The sequence below is a fragment of the Streptomyces sp. NPDC028928 genome, from assembly GCF_055564915.1.
On record NZ_JBVHVI010000004.1, the window covers coordinates 457,574 to 473,216 of the forward strand.

The following is a 15,643-nucleotide window of genomic DNA, read 5'->3' on the forward strand; positions in this document are numbered from 1 at the left end:
GCCGCGGTGGCCCTGGACCGGCTCCGGCTCGGTCAGCCGTGGTTCTGGCTGGCCAGCGCCGCGGACAGTTCGCGGGCGATCTGCTGGAGCACCGGCACGATCTTCTCCGTGGCCGCCTCCGTGACCCGCCCCGCCGGTCCGGAGATGGAGACGGCCGCGGCCGTGGGGGAGTCGGGCACGGACACCGCGAGGCAGCGCACCCCGATCTCCTGCTCGTTGTCGTCGACGGCGTATCCCATCCGCCGTACGTCCGCCAGCGCCGCCAGGAACCCCTCCGGCGTGGTGATGGTCTTCTCCGTGGCGGCCGGCATGCCCGTCCGGGCCAGCAGCGCCCGCACCTCGTCGTCCGGCACGCCGGCCAGCAGCGCCTTGCCCACGCCGGTGGAGTGCGGCAGCACCCGCCGCCCGACCTCGGTGAACATCCGCATCGAGTGCTTCGAGGGCACCTGTGCCACGTACACGATCTCGTCGCCGTCGAGCAGCGCCATGTTCGCCGTCTCGCCGGTCTCCTCCACCAGCCGGGCCAGATACGGCCGCGCCCAGGTGCCGAGCAGCCGGGAGGCGGACTCGCCGAGCCGGATCAGCCGGGGGCCGAGCGCGTACCGCCGGTTGGCCTGCTGGCGGACGTAGCCGCAGGCGACCAGGGTGCGCATCAGCCGGTGGATGGTGGGCAGCGGCAGCCCGCTGGCCGCGGACAGCTCGCTCAGACCCACCTCGCCGCCCGCGTCCGCCATCCGCTCGAGCAGGTCGAAGGCGCGCTCCAGGGACTGCACCCCGCCTGCGGCGGAGGGCTTGGCGGAGTCGGTGGTGCTGGCGCTGGACGTCGGCACGGCGCGTTCCTTTCGGGACTGGCGGGAGGGCAGAAGCCTACCCGGCAGTCGGTTGACTCCCGGCTTGTACATAGCTACGTTCTGCCTGCTGGAATTCTAATTCCGCTTTGTGGAAACGTCCAGAGTGGGCGCTCCCTCCGCCCTGCCCGGAAGTGTGCCTCTTGACGGCGGGGAAGCGGGAGTGAAGACTCCTTCAACAGAACGTTGAAATCCGTTACGTGGGTGTAAATCCCGTTTCCTGGACGTAAAACGGCGGTAGAGAGAGGGGTTCGGGTGTCCGAGGCTGAACTGGTGCTGCGCTCCACGCGCGTGATCACTCCGGAAGGGACGCGGGCCGCCACCGTCACCGTCTCCGCCGGGAAGATCACGGCTGTCCTGCCCTACGACGCCGAGGTCCCGGCCGCGGCCCGGCTGGAGGACGTCGGCGACCACGTCCTGCTGCCCGGCCTGGTCGACACCCACGTGCACGTCAACGACCCGGGCCGCACCGAGTGGGAGGGCTTCTGGACCGCCACCCGCGCGGCGGCGGCCGGCGGCATCACCACCCTGATCGACATGCCGCTCAACTCCCTGCCCCCCACCACCACGGTCGACCACCTGCGGACCAAGCAGGACGTGGCCCGCGACAAGGCGCACATCGACGTCGGCTTCTGGGGCGGCGCCCTGCCCGACAACGTCAAGGACCTGCGCCCGCTGCACGACGCCGGCGTCTTCGGCTTCAAGGCCTTCCTCTCCCCGTCCGGCGTGGACGAGTTCCCGCACCTCGACCAGGACCAGCTAGCCCAGTCCCTGGCGGAGATCGCCGGCTTCGACGGGCTGCTGATCGTGCACGCCGAGGACCCGCACCACCTCGCCGCCGCCCCGCAGCACGGCGGCCCCAGGTACGCCGACTTCCTCGCCTCCCGCCCGCGCGACGCCGAGGACACCGCCATCGCGAACCTCATCGCGCAGGCCCGGCGGCTGAACGCGCGCGTGCACGTGCTGCACCTGTCCTCCAGCGACGCCCTGCCGCTGATCCGCGACGCCCGCGCCGAGGGCGTCCGCATCACCGTGGAGACCTGCCCGCACTACCTCGCCCTGACCGCCGAGGAAGTCCCGGACGGCGCCAGCGAGTTCAAGTGCTGCCCGCCCATCCGCGAGGCCGCCAACCAGGACCTCCTCTGGGAGGCCCTCGCCGACGGCACCATCGACTGCGTGGTCACCGACCACTCGCCGTCCACGGCCGACCTGAAGACGGACGACTTCGCCACCGCGTGGGGCGGCATCTCCGGCCTCCAGCTCAGCCTGTCCGCCGTATGGACCGAGGCCCGCAAGCGCGGTCACACCCTGGAGGACGTCGTCCGCTGGATGTCCACGCGGACCGCCGGCCTGGTCGGCCTGACCCGGAAGGGCGCCATCGAGGCCGGCCGCGACGCCGACTTCGCCGTCCTCGCCCCCGACGAGACCTTCACCGTCGACCCGGCCGGCCTCCAGCACCGCAACCGGGTCACCGCCTACGCCGGCAGGACTCTGTACGGCGTCGTGAAGTCCACCTGGCTGCGCGGCGAACGCATCGTCGCCGACGGCGAGTTCACCGAGCCGAAGGGCACCCTGCTCAGCCGGACCGACTGAATCCCACCCACCGAGCTTCGAAAGGAAGAACTGATCACCGTGACGGCGATACCCAGCTTCACCGGCGACGCGAACCCCTACGGAGGCGGCGACCCGTACGCGGACTACCGCACCGCCGACTTCCCCTTCACCCAGTACGCCAACCTCGCCGACCGGCAGCTCGGCGCCGGTGTCATCGCCGCCAACGACGAGTTCTTCGCCCAGCGGGAGAACCTGCTGGTGCCCGAGCGGGCCGAGTTCGACCCCGAGCACTTCGGTCACAAGGGCAAGATCATGGACGGCTGGGAGACCCGCCGCCGGCGCGGCACCTCCGCCGAGCACCCGTGGCCGACCGCCGAGGACCACGACTGGGCGCTGGTCCGCCTCGGCGCGCCGGGTGTCGTACGCGGGATCGTCGTCGACACCGCCCACTTCCGCGGCAACTACCCGCAGGCCGTCTCCATCGAGGGCACCTCCGTACCCGGCTCGCCGTCCCCGGAGGAACTGCTCGGCGACGACGTGAAGTGGACGACCCTGGTCCCGCGCACGGCCGTCGGCGGCCACGCGGCGAACGGTTTCGCCGTCTCCGTCGAGCAGCGCTTCACGCACCTGCGCGTCAACCAGCATCCCGACGGTGGCATCGCCCGCCTGCGCGTCCACGGCGAGGTCGTCCCGGACCCGCAGTGGCTGGCGGTGCTCGGCACCTTCGACGTGGTCGCCCTGGAGAACGGCGGCCAGGTCGAGGACGCCTCGAACCTCTTCTACTCCCCGGCCACCAACACCATCCAGCCGGGCCGCTCCCGCAAGATGGACGACGGCTGGGAGACCCGCCGCCGCCGTGACCAGGGCAACGACTGGATCCGTTACCGGCTCGCCGCCCAGTCCCGGATCCGCGCGATCGAGATCGACACCGCCTACCTCAAGGGCAACAGCGCCGGTTGGGCCTCGGTCTCCGTCAAGGACGGCGAGGAGGGCGAGTGGACCGAGATCCTGCCGCGCACCCGCCTCCAGCCCGACACCGATCACCGCTTCGTCCTGCCCGAGCCGGCGGTCGGCACCCACGCGCGGATCGACATCTTCCCCGACGGCGGCATCTCCCGGCTGCGCCTGTTCGGCTCCCTGACCGAGCAGGGCGCGAGCGGCCTCGCCGCCCGCCACCAGGAACTGGGCGGCTGATCCCCGTCCACGCGCGCGTGGGGCGCCCCGGCTGGACAGCACCGGGGCGCCCCACGCGTCACCCGTACGGACCCCTGTTCCGAGCTGCCGGAACTCTTCCCTCCACCTCTCGCGTTGTTTCCGCGTGACCCTTAAGCAAGAGATCGTCGGCAACGCCATGCAGATGGCGGTCGTCAACCTGAACCCCGGCCAGACCGTGTACTGCGAGGCCGGGAAGTTCCTGTTCAAGACCACGAACGTGACCATGGAGACGCGGCTGTCCGGGCCGTCCGGCAGCGGCGGGCAGCAGCAGAGCGGCTCGGGCGGCGGCATGGGCGGCCTGCTCCGCCAGGCCATGGGTACCGCCATGCAGGTCGGCCAGCGCATGCTCGCGGGCGAGTCGCTCGCCTTCCAGTACTTCACCGCCCAGGGCGGCGAGGGCACCGTCGGCTTCGCGGGCGTCCTCCCGGGCGAGATGCGCGCCCTGGAGCTGGACGGCACGCGCGCGTGGTTCGCCGAGAAGGACGCCTTCGTGGCCGCCGAGTCCACCGTCGACTTCGGCATCGCCTTCGCCGGCGGCCGGACCGGCATGAGCGGCGGCGAGGGCTTCATCCTGGAGAAGTTCACCGGGCACGGCACGGTGATCATCGCCGGCGCGGGCAACTTCATCGACCTGAACCCGGCGGACTTCGGCGGCCGTATCGAGGTCGACACCGGCTGTGTGGTCGCCTTCGAGGAGGGCATCCAGTACGGCGTCCAGCGGGTCGGCGGCCTCAACCGGCAGGGGATCATGAACGCCGTGTTCGGCGGCGAGGGCCTGTCCCTGGCCACCCTGGAGGGCAACGGCCGGGTGATCCTGCAGTCCCTCACCATCGAGAGCCTCGCCAACGCCCTGAAGAAGGCCCAGGGCGGCGACAAGCAGGGCCCGACCGGCGGACTGTTCTCCACCCACGCCGGCTGAACCGATGAGTTGCGGGCGGGCGCGGGGTCTGCACCGATGACAGCAGACCCCGCACCCGGAAGAAGGCACCCGCCATGGGCACGCTCGTCTCCACGATCTTCGTCACCCTCGACGGCGTCTACCAGGCGCCCGGCGGCCCCGAGGAGGACACCCGCGACGGCTTCACACAGGGCGGCTGGAGCTTCCCGCACGCCGACGACGACTTCGGCCGGTTCGTCACCGAGTCCTTCGCCCGCGCGGGCGGCTTCCTGCTCGGCCGCCGTACGTACGACATCTTCGCCTCCTACTGGCCGAAGGTGACCGACCCCGCCCACCCCGTCGCGGGCCCGCTCAACACGCTCCCGAAGTACGTCGTCTCCTCGACGCTCCAGTCACCCGGGTGGTCCGGTACGACCGTCGTCCCGGGCGACCTCACCAAGGAGGTCACGGCCCTGAAGGAGCGCACGGACGGCGAACTCCAGATCCACGGCAGCGGCGTCCTGCTCCGCTCACTGCTGGACCTGCGGCTCGTCGACACCCTGCACCTGCTGACGTTCCCGGTCGTCCTCGGCGCCGGCCGCCGCCTGTTCCCGGACGGTACGGTCCCCACCCGTTTCACCCACCGTTCCGGCCGCGTCACCGGCTCGGGCATCTCCCTCCAGACGTACGACGTGGCGGGCAGCCCGGAGTACGGCTCCTACGACCTGCCCGAGGAGGGCTAGCCCCGATGCCGGGGGCGTGGGAAAACCCTGGCCGAAGATCGTCCTCACCGGTACGGTGAGCGCGCCCCGCGCGAGCCGCCGAAGTCTCCGCACCCCTTTCGGAGACCGGGAGAACCGCGCCCATGTCCTCGCTCGCCGTGCCCGCCGCGCTCGCACCCCGCCGGGCCTGGCACACCGACCTGCCCGTCCTGCTCGTCGCCGTCTGCTGGGGCGCCAGCTACCTCGCGGCGAAGGAGATCACCACCGCCCGGACGGTGCTCGCCGTCCTGGTGCTGCGGTTCGCGCTCGCGCTGCCCGCCCTGGCCCTCGCCGGCCGCCGGGCCCTGCGCGCCCTCACCGGTGCCCAGTGGCGCGGCGCGGCCCTGCTCGGGCTGATCCTGGCCGGGATCTTCCTGCTGGAGACGTACGGGGTGGTGCACACCTCGGCGACCAACGCCGGACTGATCATCAGCCTCACCATGGTCCTCACCCCGCTCGCCGAGGCCGCCGTCACCCGCACCCGGCCCACGCCGGCCTTCCTCGGCGCGGCGGCCCTGGCGGTGCTGGGCGTCGTCCTGCTCACCCAGGGCGCCGGGTTCACCCGGCCCTCCCTCGGCGACCTGCTGATGCTGCTCGCCGCCCTCGCCCGCACCCTGCACGTCCTCGCCATGTCCCGGATCAGGGCCGTGCAGGGCGCCGGCGCGCTGCCGCTGACGACGGTGCAGCTCGGCACCGCCGTCGCCGTCTTCGCCCTGCTGGCGGCCGCCGGCGGGGGCCCCGCGCCGTGGACGGTCGCGACGGGGCTCGGTGCGCGGCAGTGGGCGGGGCTGCTGTTCCTGTCGGTGCTGTGCACGGTGTTCGCCTTCTTCGTACAGATGTGGGCGGTCCGCCGTACCTCGCCCTCCCGGGTCAGCCTGCTGCTCGGCACCGAGCCGCTGTGGGCCGCCGGTGCCGGTATCGCGCTGGGCGGCGACCGGCTCGGCGCGCTCGGGCTCGCGGGCGGCGCGCTGGTGCTCGTGGGGACCGCGTGGGGGCGCCGGACGGCAGGTTAACTCCCTGAAAACTCCTCGGGCTTGATGGGAAAATCTTCAACCTTGACGTTGACATGCCAACGTCTACGCGCGTCATCATGAGGAGCATGAGATTCCCCCCACGCGCCACACGCATCGGCGCCGCCGCCGCACTCCTGTCCGCCCTCCTCGTGGGCGGCACCGTCACCGCCACGACGGCGGACGCCGCGACCGCGTCGGTCGGCAGCGTCTGCTACGGCGACCTGCCGTCGCAGGCCTACGACACCCTGCGGCTGATCGCCCAGGGCGGCCCCTTCCCCTACTCGCAGGACGGAAGCGTCTTCCAGAACCGGGAGGGCGTCCTGCCCGGCCAGCCGACGGGCTACTACCACGAGTACACGGTCAAGACCCCCGGCTCCTCCACCCGCGGTGCCCGCCGCATCGTCACGGGTGAGGAGAACCAGGAGGACTACTACACCGCCGACCACTACGCCACCTTCGACCTGATCGACTACGGCTGCTGACCCACCGCCGCCGGGGGCCGCGGGTCAGCCGGGCCTGCGGCTCTCGGCGGCGGCGAACATGGCCAGCGCCAGCACCACCAACGCGATGCTCGCGTAGATCTCGTAGCCGTCGAGGATGCTCCACTGCTGGGTGATGCCCCAGCGCACCTTGCCCGTGATCTCGTACACCAGACCGCCCGTGCCCTGCGTCAGGGCGAGAAACCCGAGGAACTCCAGCAAACGCTTCATGGCACGACTCTCGCCCCGCGGCCTCCCCCCACACATCGGCCGCGGGGCGAGCGCACGCTGCCGAAAGGCTGTCCCCGCGTCGGCGGTCGGTCGCCGAAAGTCCACCGCGGTGCGACTTTGGTCGATGATTGCGGTCGACCGGTAGGCGATCGCGGGCACGGAACGACGGAACGGCGCCGCCGGTGCGTAGATTTGCCGATCGTGAGCACAGACGAGAGGGCGCCGGCCCCGAAGGAGATCACGGGCCGCCGGTGGCTGTTCCCCTCCGCGCTGGTCCACGAACTGGACCCGGACGCCGCGGCCTCCGGCCGACGGCCCCGGCGCACGGCGCGCGACTGGGTGGTCGACTTCCTCTGCTTCCTGCTGGCCGTGTTCATCGGCCTGCTCAGCGCGGACACCCTGCGGCACGAGGACCTCCCGGACGGCTACGCCGCCCTCGACCAGGTGCTGGGCGCGCTCGCCTGCGCCGCCGTGTGGCTGCGGCGCCGGTGGCCGGTCGGGCTCGCCGTGGCGATGGTGCCGGTCGCCTTCCTGTCGAACACCGCGGGCGGCGCGGGCGTGGTCGCCCTGTTCACGCTCGCCGTGCACCGGCCCTTCCGGTACGTGGCCTGGGTCGGCGGGGCCTCCGTGGCGCTGCTCCCGGTCTTCTTCCGGCTGCGGCCCGACCCCGACGTGCCGTACGTGGGGGCGGTCGCCTCGGGCGTGCTGCTCACCGCCGCGATGGTCGGCTGGGGCATGTTCGTACGGTCCAAGCGGCAGCTCGTGCTGAGCCTGCGCGACCGCGCCCGGCACGCCGAGACGGAGGCCCGGCTGCGGGCCGAGCAGGCGCAGCGGCTGGCCCGCGAGGCCATCGCCCGCGAGATGCACGACGTGCTCGCCCACCGGCTCACCCTGCTCAGCGTGCACGCGGGCGCCCTGGAGTTCCGGCCGGACGCGCCCCGCGAGGAGATCGCGCGGGCCGCCGGGGTGATCCGGGAGAGCGCCCACGAGGCCCTGCAGGACCTGCGGGAGATCATCGGCGTGCTGCGGGCCGGCGAGGCCGAGGAGACGTCCGGCGGGCGTCCCCAGCCGACGCTCGCCGCGCTGGACGCCCTCGTCACCGAGTGCCGCGAGGCCGGCATGAAGGTCACCCTGGACCATCGCGTCGCCGACCCGGGCGCCGTACCCGCCTCCGTCGGCCGCACCGCCTACCGCATCGCCCAGGAGGCCCTGACCAACGCCCGCAAGCACGCCCCCGGGACCGAGGTCACCCTCCGCCTCACCGGCACCCCCGGCGACGGCCTCACCGTCACGGTCACCAACCCCGCCCCGCCCGCCGAGGTACCGCCCGTCCCCGGCTCCGGCCAGGGCCTGATCGGCCTCACGGAACGCGCCACGCTGGCAGGCGGCCACCTGCACCACGGCGTGCGGCCCGACGGGGGCTTCGAGGTACGGGGGCGGCTGCCGTGGCCGCGGCCCTGAGGACCGCCACCACCGGCACACCGCTCGACCCGGCCCCCACACCCGCGTGTGCCACCAGCCACCACCGCGGTGCGGCCACGCACCCGCGCGCGCGGTGCCTCGGAGGCCGACGCCGTGCAGCCCGGTGTCCTGTTCCGGGCGGGGCACGCGTGTTCCTGTCACCGCCACCGTCGGCGTGCACCCCGGGCTTCCCTCCCGTCGTGCACGCGGGCGTGCGCACCCCGTTCCGGAGCGTTCCTTCCGAGCCCGGGTCCCACACCTCCTCATCCGGACCGCTCGTCCCGTCCCGCTCCCCGCCCGTGATTACGTAACCCCATGACTGCGACGCCGATCAGACTGCTCCTCGTGGACGACGACCCCCTCGTACGTGCCGGTCTGGCGTTGATGATCGGAGGGGCCGGGGACATCGAGATCGTGGGGGAGGCGGCCGACGGGTCGGAGGCCGAGGAACTGGTGCGGCGGGTCCGGCCGGACGTCGTGCTGATGGACATCCGGATGCCGGCGGTGGACGGGATCACCGCGACGCGGCGGCTGCGCGCGCGGCCGGACGCACCGCAGGTCGTGGTGCTCACCACCTTCCACGCCGACGAACAGGTGCTGCACGCCCTGCGCGCCGGAGCCGCCGGCTTCGTGCTGAAGGACACCCCGCCCGCCGAGATCGTCGACGCCGTGCGCCGGGTCGCCGCCGGCGACCCGGTCCTGTCGCCCGCCGTCACCCGGCAGTTGATGCGGCACGCGGCCGGTACCGCCGCCGACTCCCGGCAGACCCGCGCGCGTGAACGGCTCGCCGTCCTCAACGACCGCGAACGCGAGGTCGCCGTCGCCGTCGGCCGGGGACTGGCCAACGCCAAGATCGCCGCCGAACTCTTCATCAGCGTGGCCACCGTCAAGGCCCATGTCTCGCGCATCCTCGCCAAACTCGGCCTCGACAACCGGGTCCAGATCGCCCTCCTCGCCTACGACGCGGGGCTGTTGGACGGCGACGGCGGGCACTAGCCGGACGCCGTGCGCGTTGTCCGGGTACCGGCAGCTGTCCGGGACCTCGGGGCTGTCCGTAAGGGGAGGACATGGAACCAGTGATCGACCTGACGGAGCACGGCGACGCGCTCCGCCGGGACCCGCACCCGGTCTACGCACGGCTGCGCGAACAGGGCCCCGTCCACCGGGTCCGGCTGGCCACGCCGGGAGGACCCTGGGAGACCTGGCTGGTCGTGGGGTACGAGGAGGCGCGGGCCGCCCTCGCCGACCCCCGGCTGGCCAAGGACACCACCAAGATCGGCGAGGTGCCGCTGGACGAGCAGCTGATCGGCAAGTACCTGCTGACGGCCGACCCCCCACAGCACACGCGTCTGCGCAGCCTGGTCGCGCGCGCGTTCACCATGCGCCGGGTCGAGCAACTCCGCCCCCGGATCCAGCAGATCACCGACGAACTGCTCGACGACATGCTGCCGCGCGGCCGCGCCGACCTCATCGACTCCCTCGCCTACCCGCTGCCGATCACGGTCATCTGCGAGCTGCTCGGCGTCCCCGAGATGGACCGCGCGGAGTTCCGGAAGATCTCCACGGAGGTCGTCGCGCCGACCGGTGAGGACAGCGAGCGCGCCGCGACCGTCCGCCTCGCCGAGTACCTCACCGAGCTGATCGAGGACAAGCGCCGCGCCGGGCCCACGGGCGATCTGCTGAGCGACCTGATCCGCACCACCGCCGAGGACGGCGACCGGCTCTCCGCGCAGGAGCTACGGGGCCTGGCCTACCTGCTGCTCATCGCCGGCCACGAGACCACGGTGAACCTCATCGGCAACGCGGTCCTCGCCCTGCTCACCCACCCCGCCCAACTGGCGGCCCTGCGCGCCGACACGACCCTCCTCGACGCGGCGGTGGAGGAGACGCTGCGCTGGGAGGGCCCGGTGCAGAACGCCACCTACCGGTACGCCGCCGAACCCCTGGAGATCGCCGGCGCCCGGATAGGGCAGGGCCAGGGCGTGCTGGTCGGCCTCACCGCCGCCCACCGTGACGCCACCCGGTACGCCGAGCCGGACCGCTTCGACATCCGCCGCGACACCCGCGGCCACCTCGCCTTCGGCCACGGCATCCACTACTGCCTGGGCGCACCCCTGGCCCGCCTGGAGGGCAGGATCGCCCTCGGCACCCTCCTGGAACGCGCTCCCGGTCTCGTCCTGGACGGCGAACCGGGGGAGTGGCTGCCGGGACTGCTCATGCGGGGCGTCAGAAGCCTGCCGGTGCGCTGGCAGCGGGTGTGAGCCGGGCGCCCGGGCAGCCGTCGTACGCCCCTCGGCAGCCTTACGCCGGCTGACCGCCGCCCGGGATCTCCGCGAGCGGCACCGGGCGCCGCTCGTGGCGGGAGCGTTCGCAGGCCTCGGCGATCCGCAGGGCCTGCAACGCCTCCCGGCCGTCGCAGGGGTTGGGCCGCTCGCCGCGCACGACCTCCACGAAGGCGTTCAGTTCGGCCTCGTAGGCGGGGCCGAACCGCTCCAGGAACCCCGTCCACGGTTTGTCCGCGGGCGGTGGACCGGTCGGCTCGGTGGACGCGAGGGGCGTACGGTCGTCCAGGCCGACCACGACCGTGTCGCGCTCCCCGGCCAGCTCCATGCGGACGTCGTAGCCGGCGCCGTTCAGCCGGGTCGCCGTCGTCGAGGCCAGGGTGCCGTCGTCCAGCGTGAGCAGCGCCGCGCCCGTGTCGACGTCCCCGGCCTCCCGGAACATCGCGGGCCCGCGGTCCGAGCCGGTGGCGTACACCTCGCGCACCTCACGGCCCGTCACCCAGCGCAGCACGTCGAAGTCCTGGATCAGCGTGTCCCGGAACAGCCCGCCGGACAGCGGCAGCCACTCGGCCGGGGGAGGGGACTGGTCGCAGGTCATGGCCCGCACGGTGTGCAGCCGTCCGAGCCGGCCGGCGCGGACGGCTTCCCGGGCGCCGGCGTAGCCCGCGTCGAACCGCCGCTGGAAGCCCATCTGCAGGACCGTCCCGGCCGTCTCCACCTCGGCGAGCGCGTGCAGCGTGCCCAGCAGGTCCAGTGCGATCGGCTTCTCGCAGAAGACCGGCAGGCCCGAGCGGGCCGCCCGGCCGATGTACTCGGCGTGGGCCGGCGTCGCCGTGGTGATCACCACCGCGTCCACGCCCCACCGGAAGATCTCGTCCACGCCCGGCGCCGCCGTCTCGCCCAGCCGGTGCGCCAGCTCCTGCGCCCGCGCCGGGTCCGCGTCCGTGAGGATCAGGGAACCGACCTCGCGGTGGCGGCTGAGCGTCCTCGCGTGAAGGGTGCCGATGCGGCCCGTACCGATGACCCCGATGCGCATGGAAACAAAGTGAGGGCGGACCCCGTACGCTGTCAATGTGTATGTCCGGACAACCGGACTACACAACTTCCCGTCAACCGGGCACCGGACTACGCTCGGGCCCGTGCCGAAACCAGATGTGGACCCGACCGTGTCGCTCGACCTCCGTGTGGACCGAAGCTCCCCGGTGCCGTTGTACTTCCAGCTCTCCCAGCAGCTGGAAGCCGCCATCGAGCACGGCAGCCTCACCCCGGGCAGCCTGCTGGGCAACGAGATCGAGCTGGCCGCGCGGCTCGGTCTGTCCCGGCCCACCGTGCGCCAGGCCATCCAGTCCCTCGTGGACAAGGGGCTCCTCGTCCGGCGCCGCGGTGTGGGCACCCAGGTCGTGCACAGCCAGGTCAAGCGTCCGCTGGAGCTGAGCAGCCTCTACGACGACCTGGAGGCGGCCGGCCAGCGCCCCGCGACGAAGGTTCTGGTCAACACGGTCGTCCCGGCCTCCGCAGCGGTCGCCGCCGCCCTCGGGGTCGTGGAGGGCAGTGACGTGCACCGCGTCGAGCGGCTCCGCCTCGCGCACGGCGAACCGATGGCGTACCTGATCAACCACCTGCCGCCCGGTCTGCTCGACCTCGACACCGACCAGCTGGAGGCCACCGGCCTGTACCGGCTGATGCGCTCCGCCGGGATCACCCTGCACAGCGCCCGCCAGTCCATCGGTGCCCGCGGCGCCACGGCCGCCGAAGCCGAGCGGCTCGGCGAGGCCGAGGGGGCCCCGCTGCTGACCATGCAGCGCACCACGTACGACGACACCGGCCGCGCGGTCGAGTTCGGCGACCACACCTACCGCCCGAGCCGCTACTCCTTCGAGTTCCAGCTGCTCGTACGTCCCTGATCGGCTGCCCCGCTTCGTCGCAATGTCCGGACAATGCGACCGCCCGGGGCTCCCCGGTCATGTCACGTGTGTTCCTCGTGTTCGATACTGGAGCGTTTGGGGCCGCTGATGCGATCGACGGCCCCTTGCGTATGGATGGACACAGCAAGAAGGGCACGGCCTCGTGGCACGGTTTCGGACCTGGGTAGGCATAGCGCTGGCGGGGGCACTCTCCGTGTCCCTGGCGGCGTGCAGCAGCACCGGAGGCAAGCGGGCGGAGGACGCCCGCAAGGCCGCCGCCGCCCAGGGCAGGGCGGCGGTGAACACCCCCCGCTGGACCTTCGCGATGATCACCCACTCGGGAGACGGCGACACCTTCTGGGACATCGTGCAGAGCGGCGCCGAGCAGGCCGCCGTCAAGGACAACATCAACTTCCTGTACTCGCACGACGACGAGGCCCAGCAGCAGGCCCAGCTGGTGGACGCGGCCGTGGACAAGAAGGTCGACGGCATCATCGTCACCCTCGCCAAGCCGGACGCCATGAAGGCCGCCGTTGCCCGCGCCGAGAAGGCCGGCATCCCGGTGATCACGGTGAACTCCGGCTCCGAGGAGTCCAAGGCCTTCGGCGCCCTCACCCACATCGGCCAGGACGAGACCATCGCCGGCGAGGCCGTCGGTGAGGAGCTGAACAAGCGCGGCAGGAAGAAGGCCCTGTGCGTGCTGCACGAGCAGGGCAACGTGGGCCACGAGCAGCGCTGCGACGGCGTCGCCAAGACCTTCCGCGGCACCCTGCGCAAGCTCTACGTCAACGGCACCAACATGCCCGACGTGCAGTCCGCGATCGAGGCCAAGCTCCAGGCCGACACGTCCATCGACTCCGTGGTCACCCTGGGCGCGCCCTACGCCGACACCGCCGTGAAGGCGAAGACGGACGCGGGCAGCAAAGCCGAGATCGACACCTTCGACCTCAACGCCAAGGTCGCGGCCTCGCTCAAGGACGGCACCCTCGGCTTCGCCGTGGACCAGCAGCCGTACCTCCAGGGCTACCAGGCCGTCGACCTGCTGTGGCTGTACAAGTACAACGGCGACGTCCTCGGCGGCGGCAAGCCGGTCCTGACCGGCCCGCAGATCATCACCAGGGACCAGGCGTCCGCCCTCGCGGAGTACACCGAGCGGGGCACCCGATGAGCGCGGTCACGGACGAGAAGCTGCTGGACGAAAGGATTCTGCAGACCTCCGCGCTGCGGAAGCTGCTCACCCGCCCCGAACTCGGCTCGACGGTCGGCGCCCTCGCGGTCTTCGTCTTCTTCGCCTTCGCCGCCGACGGCTTCCTGCGCGCCTCCAGCCTCAGCACGGTCCTGTACGCCTCCTCGACCATCGGCATCATGGCCGTACCCGTGGCCCTGCTGATGATCGGCGGCGAGTTCGACCTCTCGGCGGGCGTCCTGGTGACGTCCTCCGCGCTGGTCTCCTCGATGTTCAGCTACCAGATGACCGCCAACACCTGGGTCGGTGTCGGCGTGTCGCTGCTGGTCACCCTGGCCATCGGCGCCTTCAACGGCTTCATGCTCACCCGCACCAAGCTGCCCAGCTTCATCATCACGCTGGGCACCTTCCTGATGCTGACCGGCATGAACCTCGGCTTCACCAAGCTGATCGACGGCACCGTCTCCACCAAGACCATCGCCGACATGGAGGGCTTCCCCAGCGCCCACGCCGTCTTCGCCTCGACGATCGGCGTCGGCGGCGTCGACGTCAAGGTCACCATCCTGTGGTGGCTCGGCCTGGTCGCCCTCGCCTCCTGGATCCTGCTGCGCACCCGCACCGGCAACTGGATCTTCGCCGTCGGCGGCAACGAGGACGCGGCCCGCGCGGTCGGCGTGCCGGTCGCCCGGACCAAGATCGGCCTCTACATGGGCGTCGCGTTCGGCGCCTGGATCTCCGGCCAGCACCTGCTCTTCTCCTTCGACGCCGTCCAGTCCGGCGAGGGCGTCGGCAACGAGCTGATCTACATCATCGCGGCCGTCATCGGCGGCTGCCTGATCACCGGCGGCCACGGCAGCGCGATCGGCTCCGCCGTGGGCGCCCTCCTGTTCGGCATGACCAGCAAGGGCATCGTCTTCGCCGAGTGGAACCCCGACTGGTTCAAATTCTTCCTCGGAGCGATGCTGCTCCTCGCGACCCTGCTCAACGCCTGGGTCCGCAAGCGCGCGGAGGCCACCAAGTGACACTCGTGGAGCTGACCGACGTCAGCAAGCACTACGGCACCGTCCGCGCCCTGGAGGGCGTCTCCCTGGAGGTCCACGCGGGCGAGATCACCTGCGTCCTCGGCGACAACGGCGCGGGCAAGTCGACGCTGATCAAGATGATCGCGGGCCTGCACCGGCACGACGGCGGCACCCTGCGCATCGAGGGCGAGGAGACCACCCTCTCCTCCCCGCGCGAGGCCCTGGACCGGGGCATCGCCACGGTCTACCAGGACCTCGCCGTCGTCCCCCTCATGCCGGTCTGGCGCAACTTCTTCCTCGGCTCCGAGCCCCGCAGGGGCGCCGGCCCCTTCAAGCGCCTCGACACCGACCTCATGCGCCGCACCACCCGCGAGGCGCTCCTGCGCATGGGCATCGACCTCCGTGACGTCGACCAGCCCATCGGCACCCTGTCGGGTGGCGAGCGCCAGTGCGTCGCCATCGCGAGGGCGGTGCACTTCGGCGCGAAGGTCCTCGTGCTGGACGAGCCGACGGCTGCACTGGGTGTGAAGCAGTCCGGTGTGGTCCTCAAATATGTGGCCGCGGCACGGGACGAGGGCCTGGGTGTTGTCTTGATCACCCACAATCCGCATCACGCGTACCTGGTGGGCGACAGATTCGTGCTCCTGAGGAGAGGCACGATGGTGGGCAATTACACACGGGACGAGATCACGCTGGACGAGCTGACGAAGCAGATGGCGGGCGGAGCCGACCTGGACGCTCTGGTCCACGAACTGCAGCGAACCTGAAGACGCGCACCCCCTGCCCCTGCCCTGCGCGGCACCGCGCGTG

The 15,643-nt window shown here is 71.9% G+C and carries 16 protein-coding genes; 13 read left to right on the forward strand and 3 right to left on the reverse strand.

Translation table 11 applies throughout. The features are described from left to right. Nucleotides 1-32 precede the first annotated feature (32 nt). Nucleotides 33-830 carry an IclR family transcriptional regulator gene (locus ACZ4U1_RS13255; RefSeq protein WP_467902836.1) on the reverse strand — a complete coding sequence of 266 codons (798 nt, stop codon included), beginning with the start codon at nucleotides 828-830 and terminating at the stop codon, nucleotides 33-35. A 273-nt stretch (nucleotides 831-1,103) separates the two neighbouring features. Between ACZ4U1_RS13255 and allB the strand changes: the two genes are divergently transcribed. The 6 genes from allB (at nucleotide 1,104) to ACZ4U1_RS13285 (ending at nucleotide 6,750) form a co-directional block, all read left to right on the forward strand. Beyond that, nucleotides 1,104-2,441, forward strand: coding sequence for an allantoinase AllB (gene allB / locus ACZ4U1_RS13260; protein ID WP_467902837.1), 1,338 nt, complete (start codon nucleotides 1,104-1,106; stop codon nucleotides 2,439-2,441). A 39-nt stretch (nucleotides 2,442-2,480) separates the two neighbouring features. Continuing rightward, nucleotides 2,481-3,596, forward strand: coding sequence for an allantoicase (gene alc / locus ACZ4U1_RS13265; protein ID WP_467902839.1), 1,116 nt, complete (start codon nucleotides 2,481-2,483; stop codon nucleotides 3,594-3,596). A gap of 124 nt (nucleotides 3,597-3,720) precedes the next feature. After that, nucleotides 3,721-4,536 (forward strand): AIM24 family protein, encoded by an 816-nt coding sequence (locus tag ACZ4U1_RS13270; RefSeq protein WP_467902840.1) that lies wholly within the window; start codon nucleotides 3,721-3,723, stop codon nucleotides 4,534-4,536. Between the two features lie 74 nt (nucleotides 4,537-4,610). Further along, nucleotides 4,611-5,237, forward strand: coding sequence for a dihydrofolate reductase family protein (locus ACZ4U1_RS13275; RefSeq protein WP_467902842.1), 627 nt, complete (start codon nucleotides 4,611-4,613; stop codon nucleotides 5,235-5,237). A gap of 122 nt (nucleotides 5,238-5,359) precedes the next feature. Then, nucleotides 5,360-6,268 carry a DMT family transporter gene (locus ACZ4U1_RS13280; RefSeq protein ID WP_467902844.1) on the forward strand — a complete coding sequence of 303 codons (909 nt, stop codon included), beginning with the start codon at nucleotides 5,360-5,362 and terminating at the stop codon, nucleotides 6,266-6,268. An 86-nt stretch (nucleotides 6,269-6,354) separates the two neighbouring features. After that, the gene (locus ACZ4U1_RS13285) at nucleotides 6,355-6,750 is read left to right on the forward strand and encodes a guanyl-specific ribonuclease (protein WP_467902846.1); all 396 of its coding nucleotides are present in this window, start codon (nucleotides 6,355-6,357) and stop codon (nucleotides 6,748-6,750) included. 24 nt (nucleotides 6,751-6,774) lie between these two features. On the opposite strand, the gene ACZ4U1_RS13290 is transcribed toward ACZ4U1_RS13285, so the two are convergent. Continuing rightward, the gene (locus tag ACZ4U1_RS13290) at nucleotides 6,775-6,978 is read right to left on the reverse strand and encodes a hypothetical protein (protein ID WP_467902848.1); all 204 of its coding nucleotides are present in this window, start codon (nucleotides 6,976-6,978) and stop codon (nucleotides 6,775-6,777) included. Between the two features lie 201 nt (nucleotides 6,979-7,179). Between ACZ4U1_RS13290 and ACZ4U1_RS13295 the strand changes: the two genes are divergently transcribed. The 3 genes from ACZ4U1_RS13295 to ACZ4U1_RS13305 all read left to right on the forward strand — a co-directional run bounded on the left by ACZ4U1_RS13295 (nucleotide 7,180) and on the right by ACZ4U1_RS13305 (nucleotide 10,700). Beyond that, nucleotides 7,180-8,439 (forward strand): sensor histidine kinase, encoded by a 1,260-nt coding sequence (locus ACZ4U1_RS13295; protein ID WP_467902849.1) that lies wholly within the window; start codon nucleotides 7,180-7,182, stop codon nucleotides 8,437-8,439. A 315-nt stretch (nucleotides 8,440-8,754) separates the two neighbouring features. Then, on the forward strand, nucleotides 8,755-9,435 hold the full coding sequence (locus ACZ4U1_RS13300) for a response regulator (RefSeq protein ID WP_467902851.1): 681 nt from the start codon (nucleotides 8,755-8,757) through the stop codon (nucleotides 9,433-9,435). A 71-nt stretch (nucleotides 9,436-9,506) separates the two neighbouring features. Next, entirely contained in the window at nucleotides 9,507-10,700 is a 1,194-nt protein-coding gene (locus ACZ4U1_RS13305; protein ID WP_467902853.1) for a cytochrome P450 family protein, read from the forward strand. 40 nt (nucleotides 10,701-10,740) lie between these two features. On the opposite strand, the gene ACZ4U1_RS13310 is transcribed toward ACZ4U1_RS13305, so the two are convergent. Continuing rightward, nucleotides 10,741-11,757 carry a Gfo/Idh/MocA family protein gene (locus tag ACZ4U1_RS13310; protein WP_467902855.1) on the reverse strand — a complete coding sequence of 339 codons (1,017 nt, stop codon included), beginning with the start codon at nucleotides 11,755-11,757 and terminating at the stop codon, nucleotides 10,741-10,743. A gap of 130 nt (nucleotides 11,758-11,887) precedes the next feature. Between ACZ4U1_RS13310 and ACZ4U1_RS13315 the strand changes: the two genes are divergently transcribed. The 4 genes from ACZ4U1_RS13315 to ACZ4U1_RS13330 all read left to right on the forward strand — a co-directional run bounded on the left by ACZ4U1_RS13315 (nucleotide 11,888) and on the right by ACZ4U1_RS13330 (nucleotide 15,600). Then, a complete protein-coding gene (locus ACZ4U1_RS13315; RefSeq protein WP_467902936.1) occupies nucleotides 11,888-12,625 on the forward strand; it encodes a GntR family transcriptional regulator in 738 nt (245 codons plus the stop codon). Nucleotides 12,626-12,788: 163 nt separating this feature from the next. Next, complete coding sequence (locus ACZ4U1_RS13320) at nucleotides 12,789-13,793, forward strand: sugar ABC transporter substrate-binding protein (protein WP_467902857.1); 1,005 nt, start codon at nucleotides 12,789-12,791, stop codon at nucleotides 13,791-13,793. Further along, nucleotides 13,790-14,833, forward strand: a complete 1,044-nt coding sequence (locus tag ACZ4U1_RS13325; protein WP_467902858.1) for an ABC transporter permease — start codon at nucleotides 13,790-13,792, stop codon at nucleotides 14,831-14,833. Before ACZ4U1_RS13320 ends, ACZ4U1_RS13325 begins: the two co-directional genes overlap by 4 nt. After that, a complete protein-coding gene (locus tag ACZ4U1_RS13330; RefSeq protein WP_467902860.1) occupies nucleotides 14,830-15,600 on the forward strand; it encodes an ATP-binding cassette domain-containing protein in 771 nt (256 codons plus the stop codon). Before ACZ4U1_RS13325 ends, ACZ4U1_RS13330 begins: the two co-directional genes overlap by 4 nt. Nucleotides 15,601-15,643 lie beyond the last annotated feature (43 nt).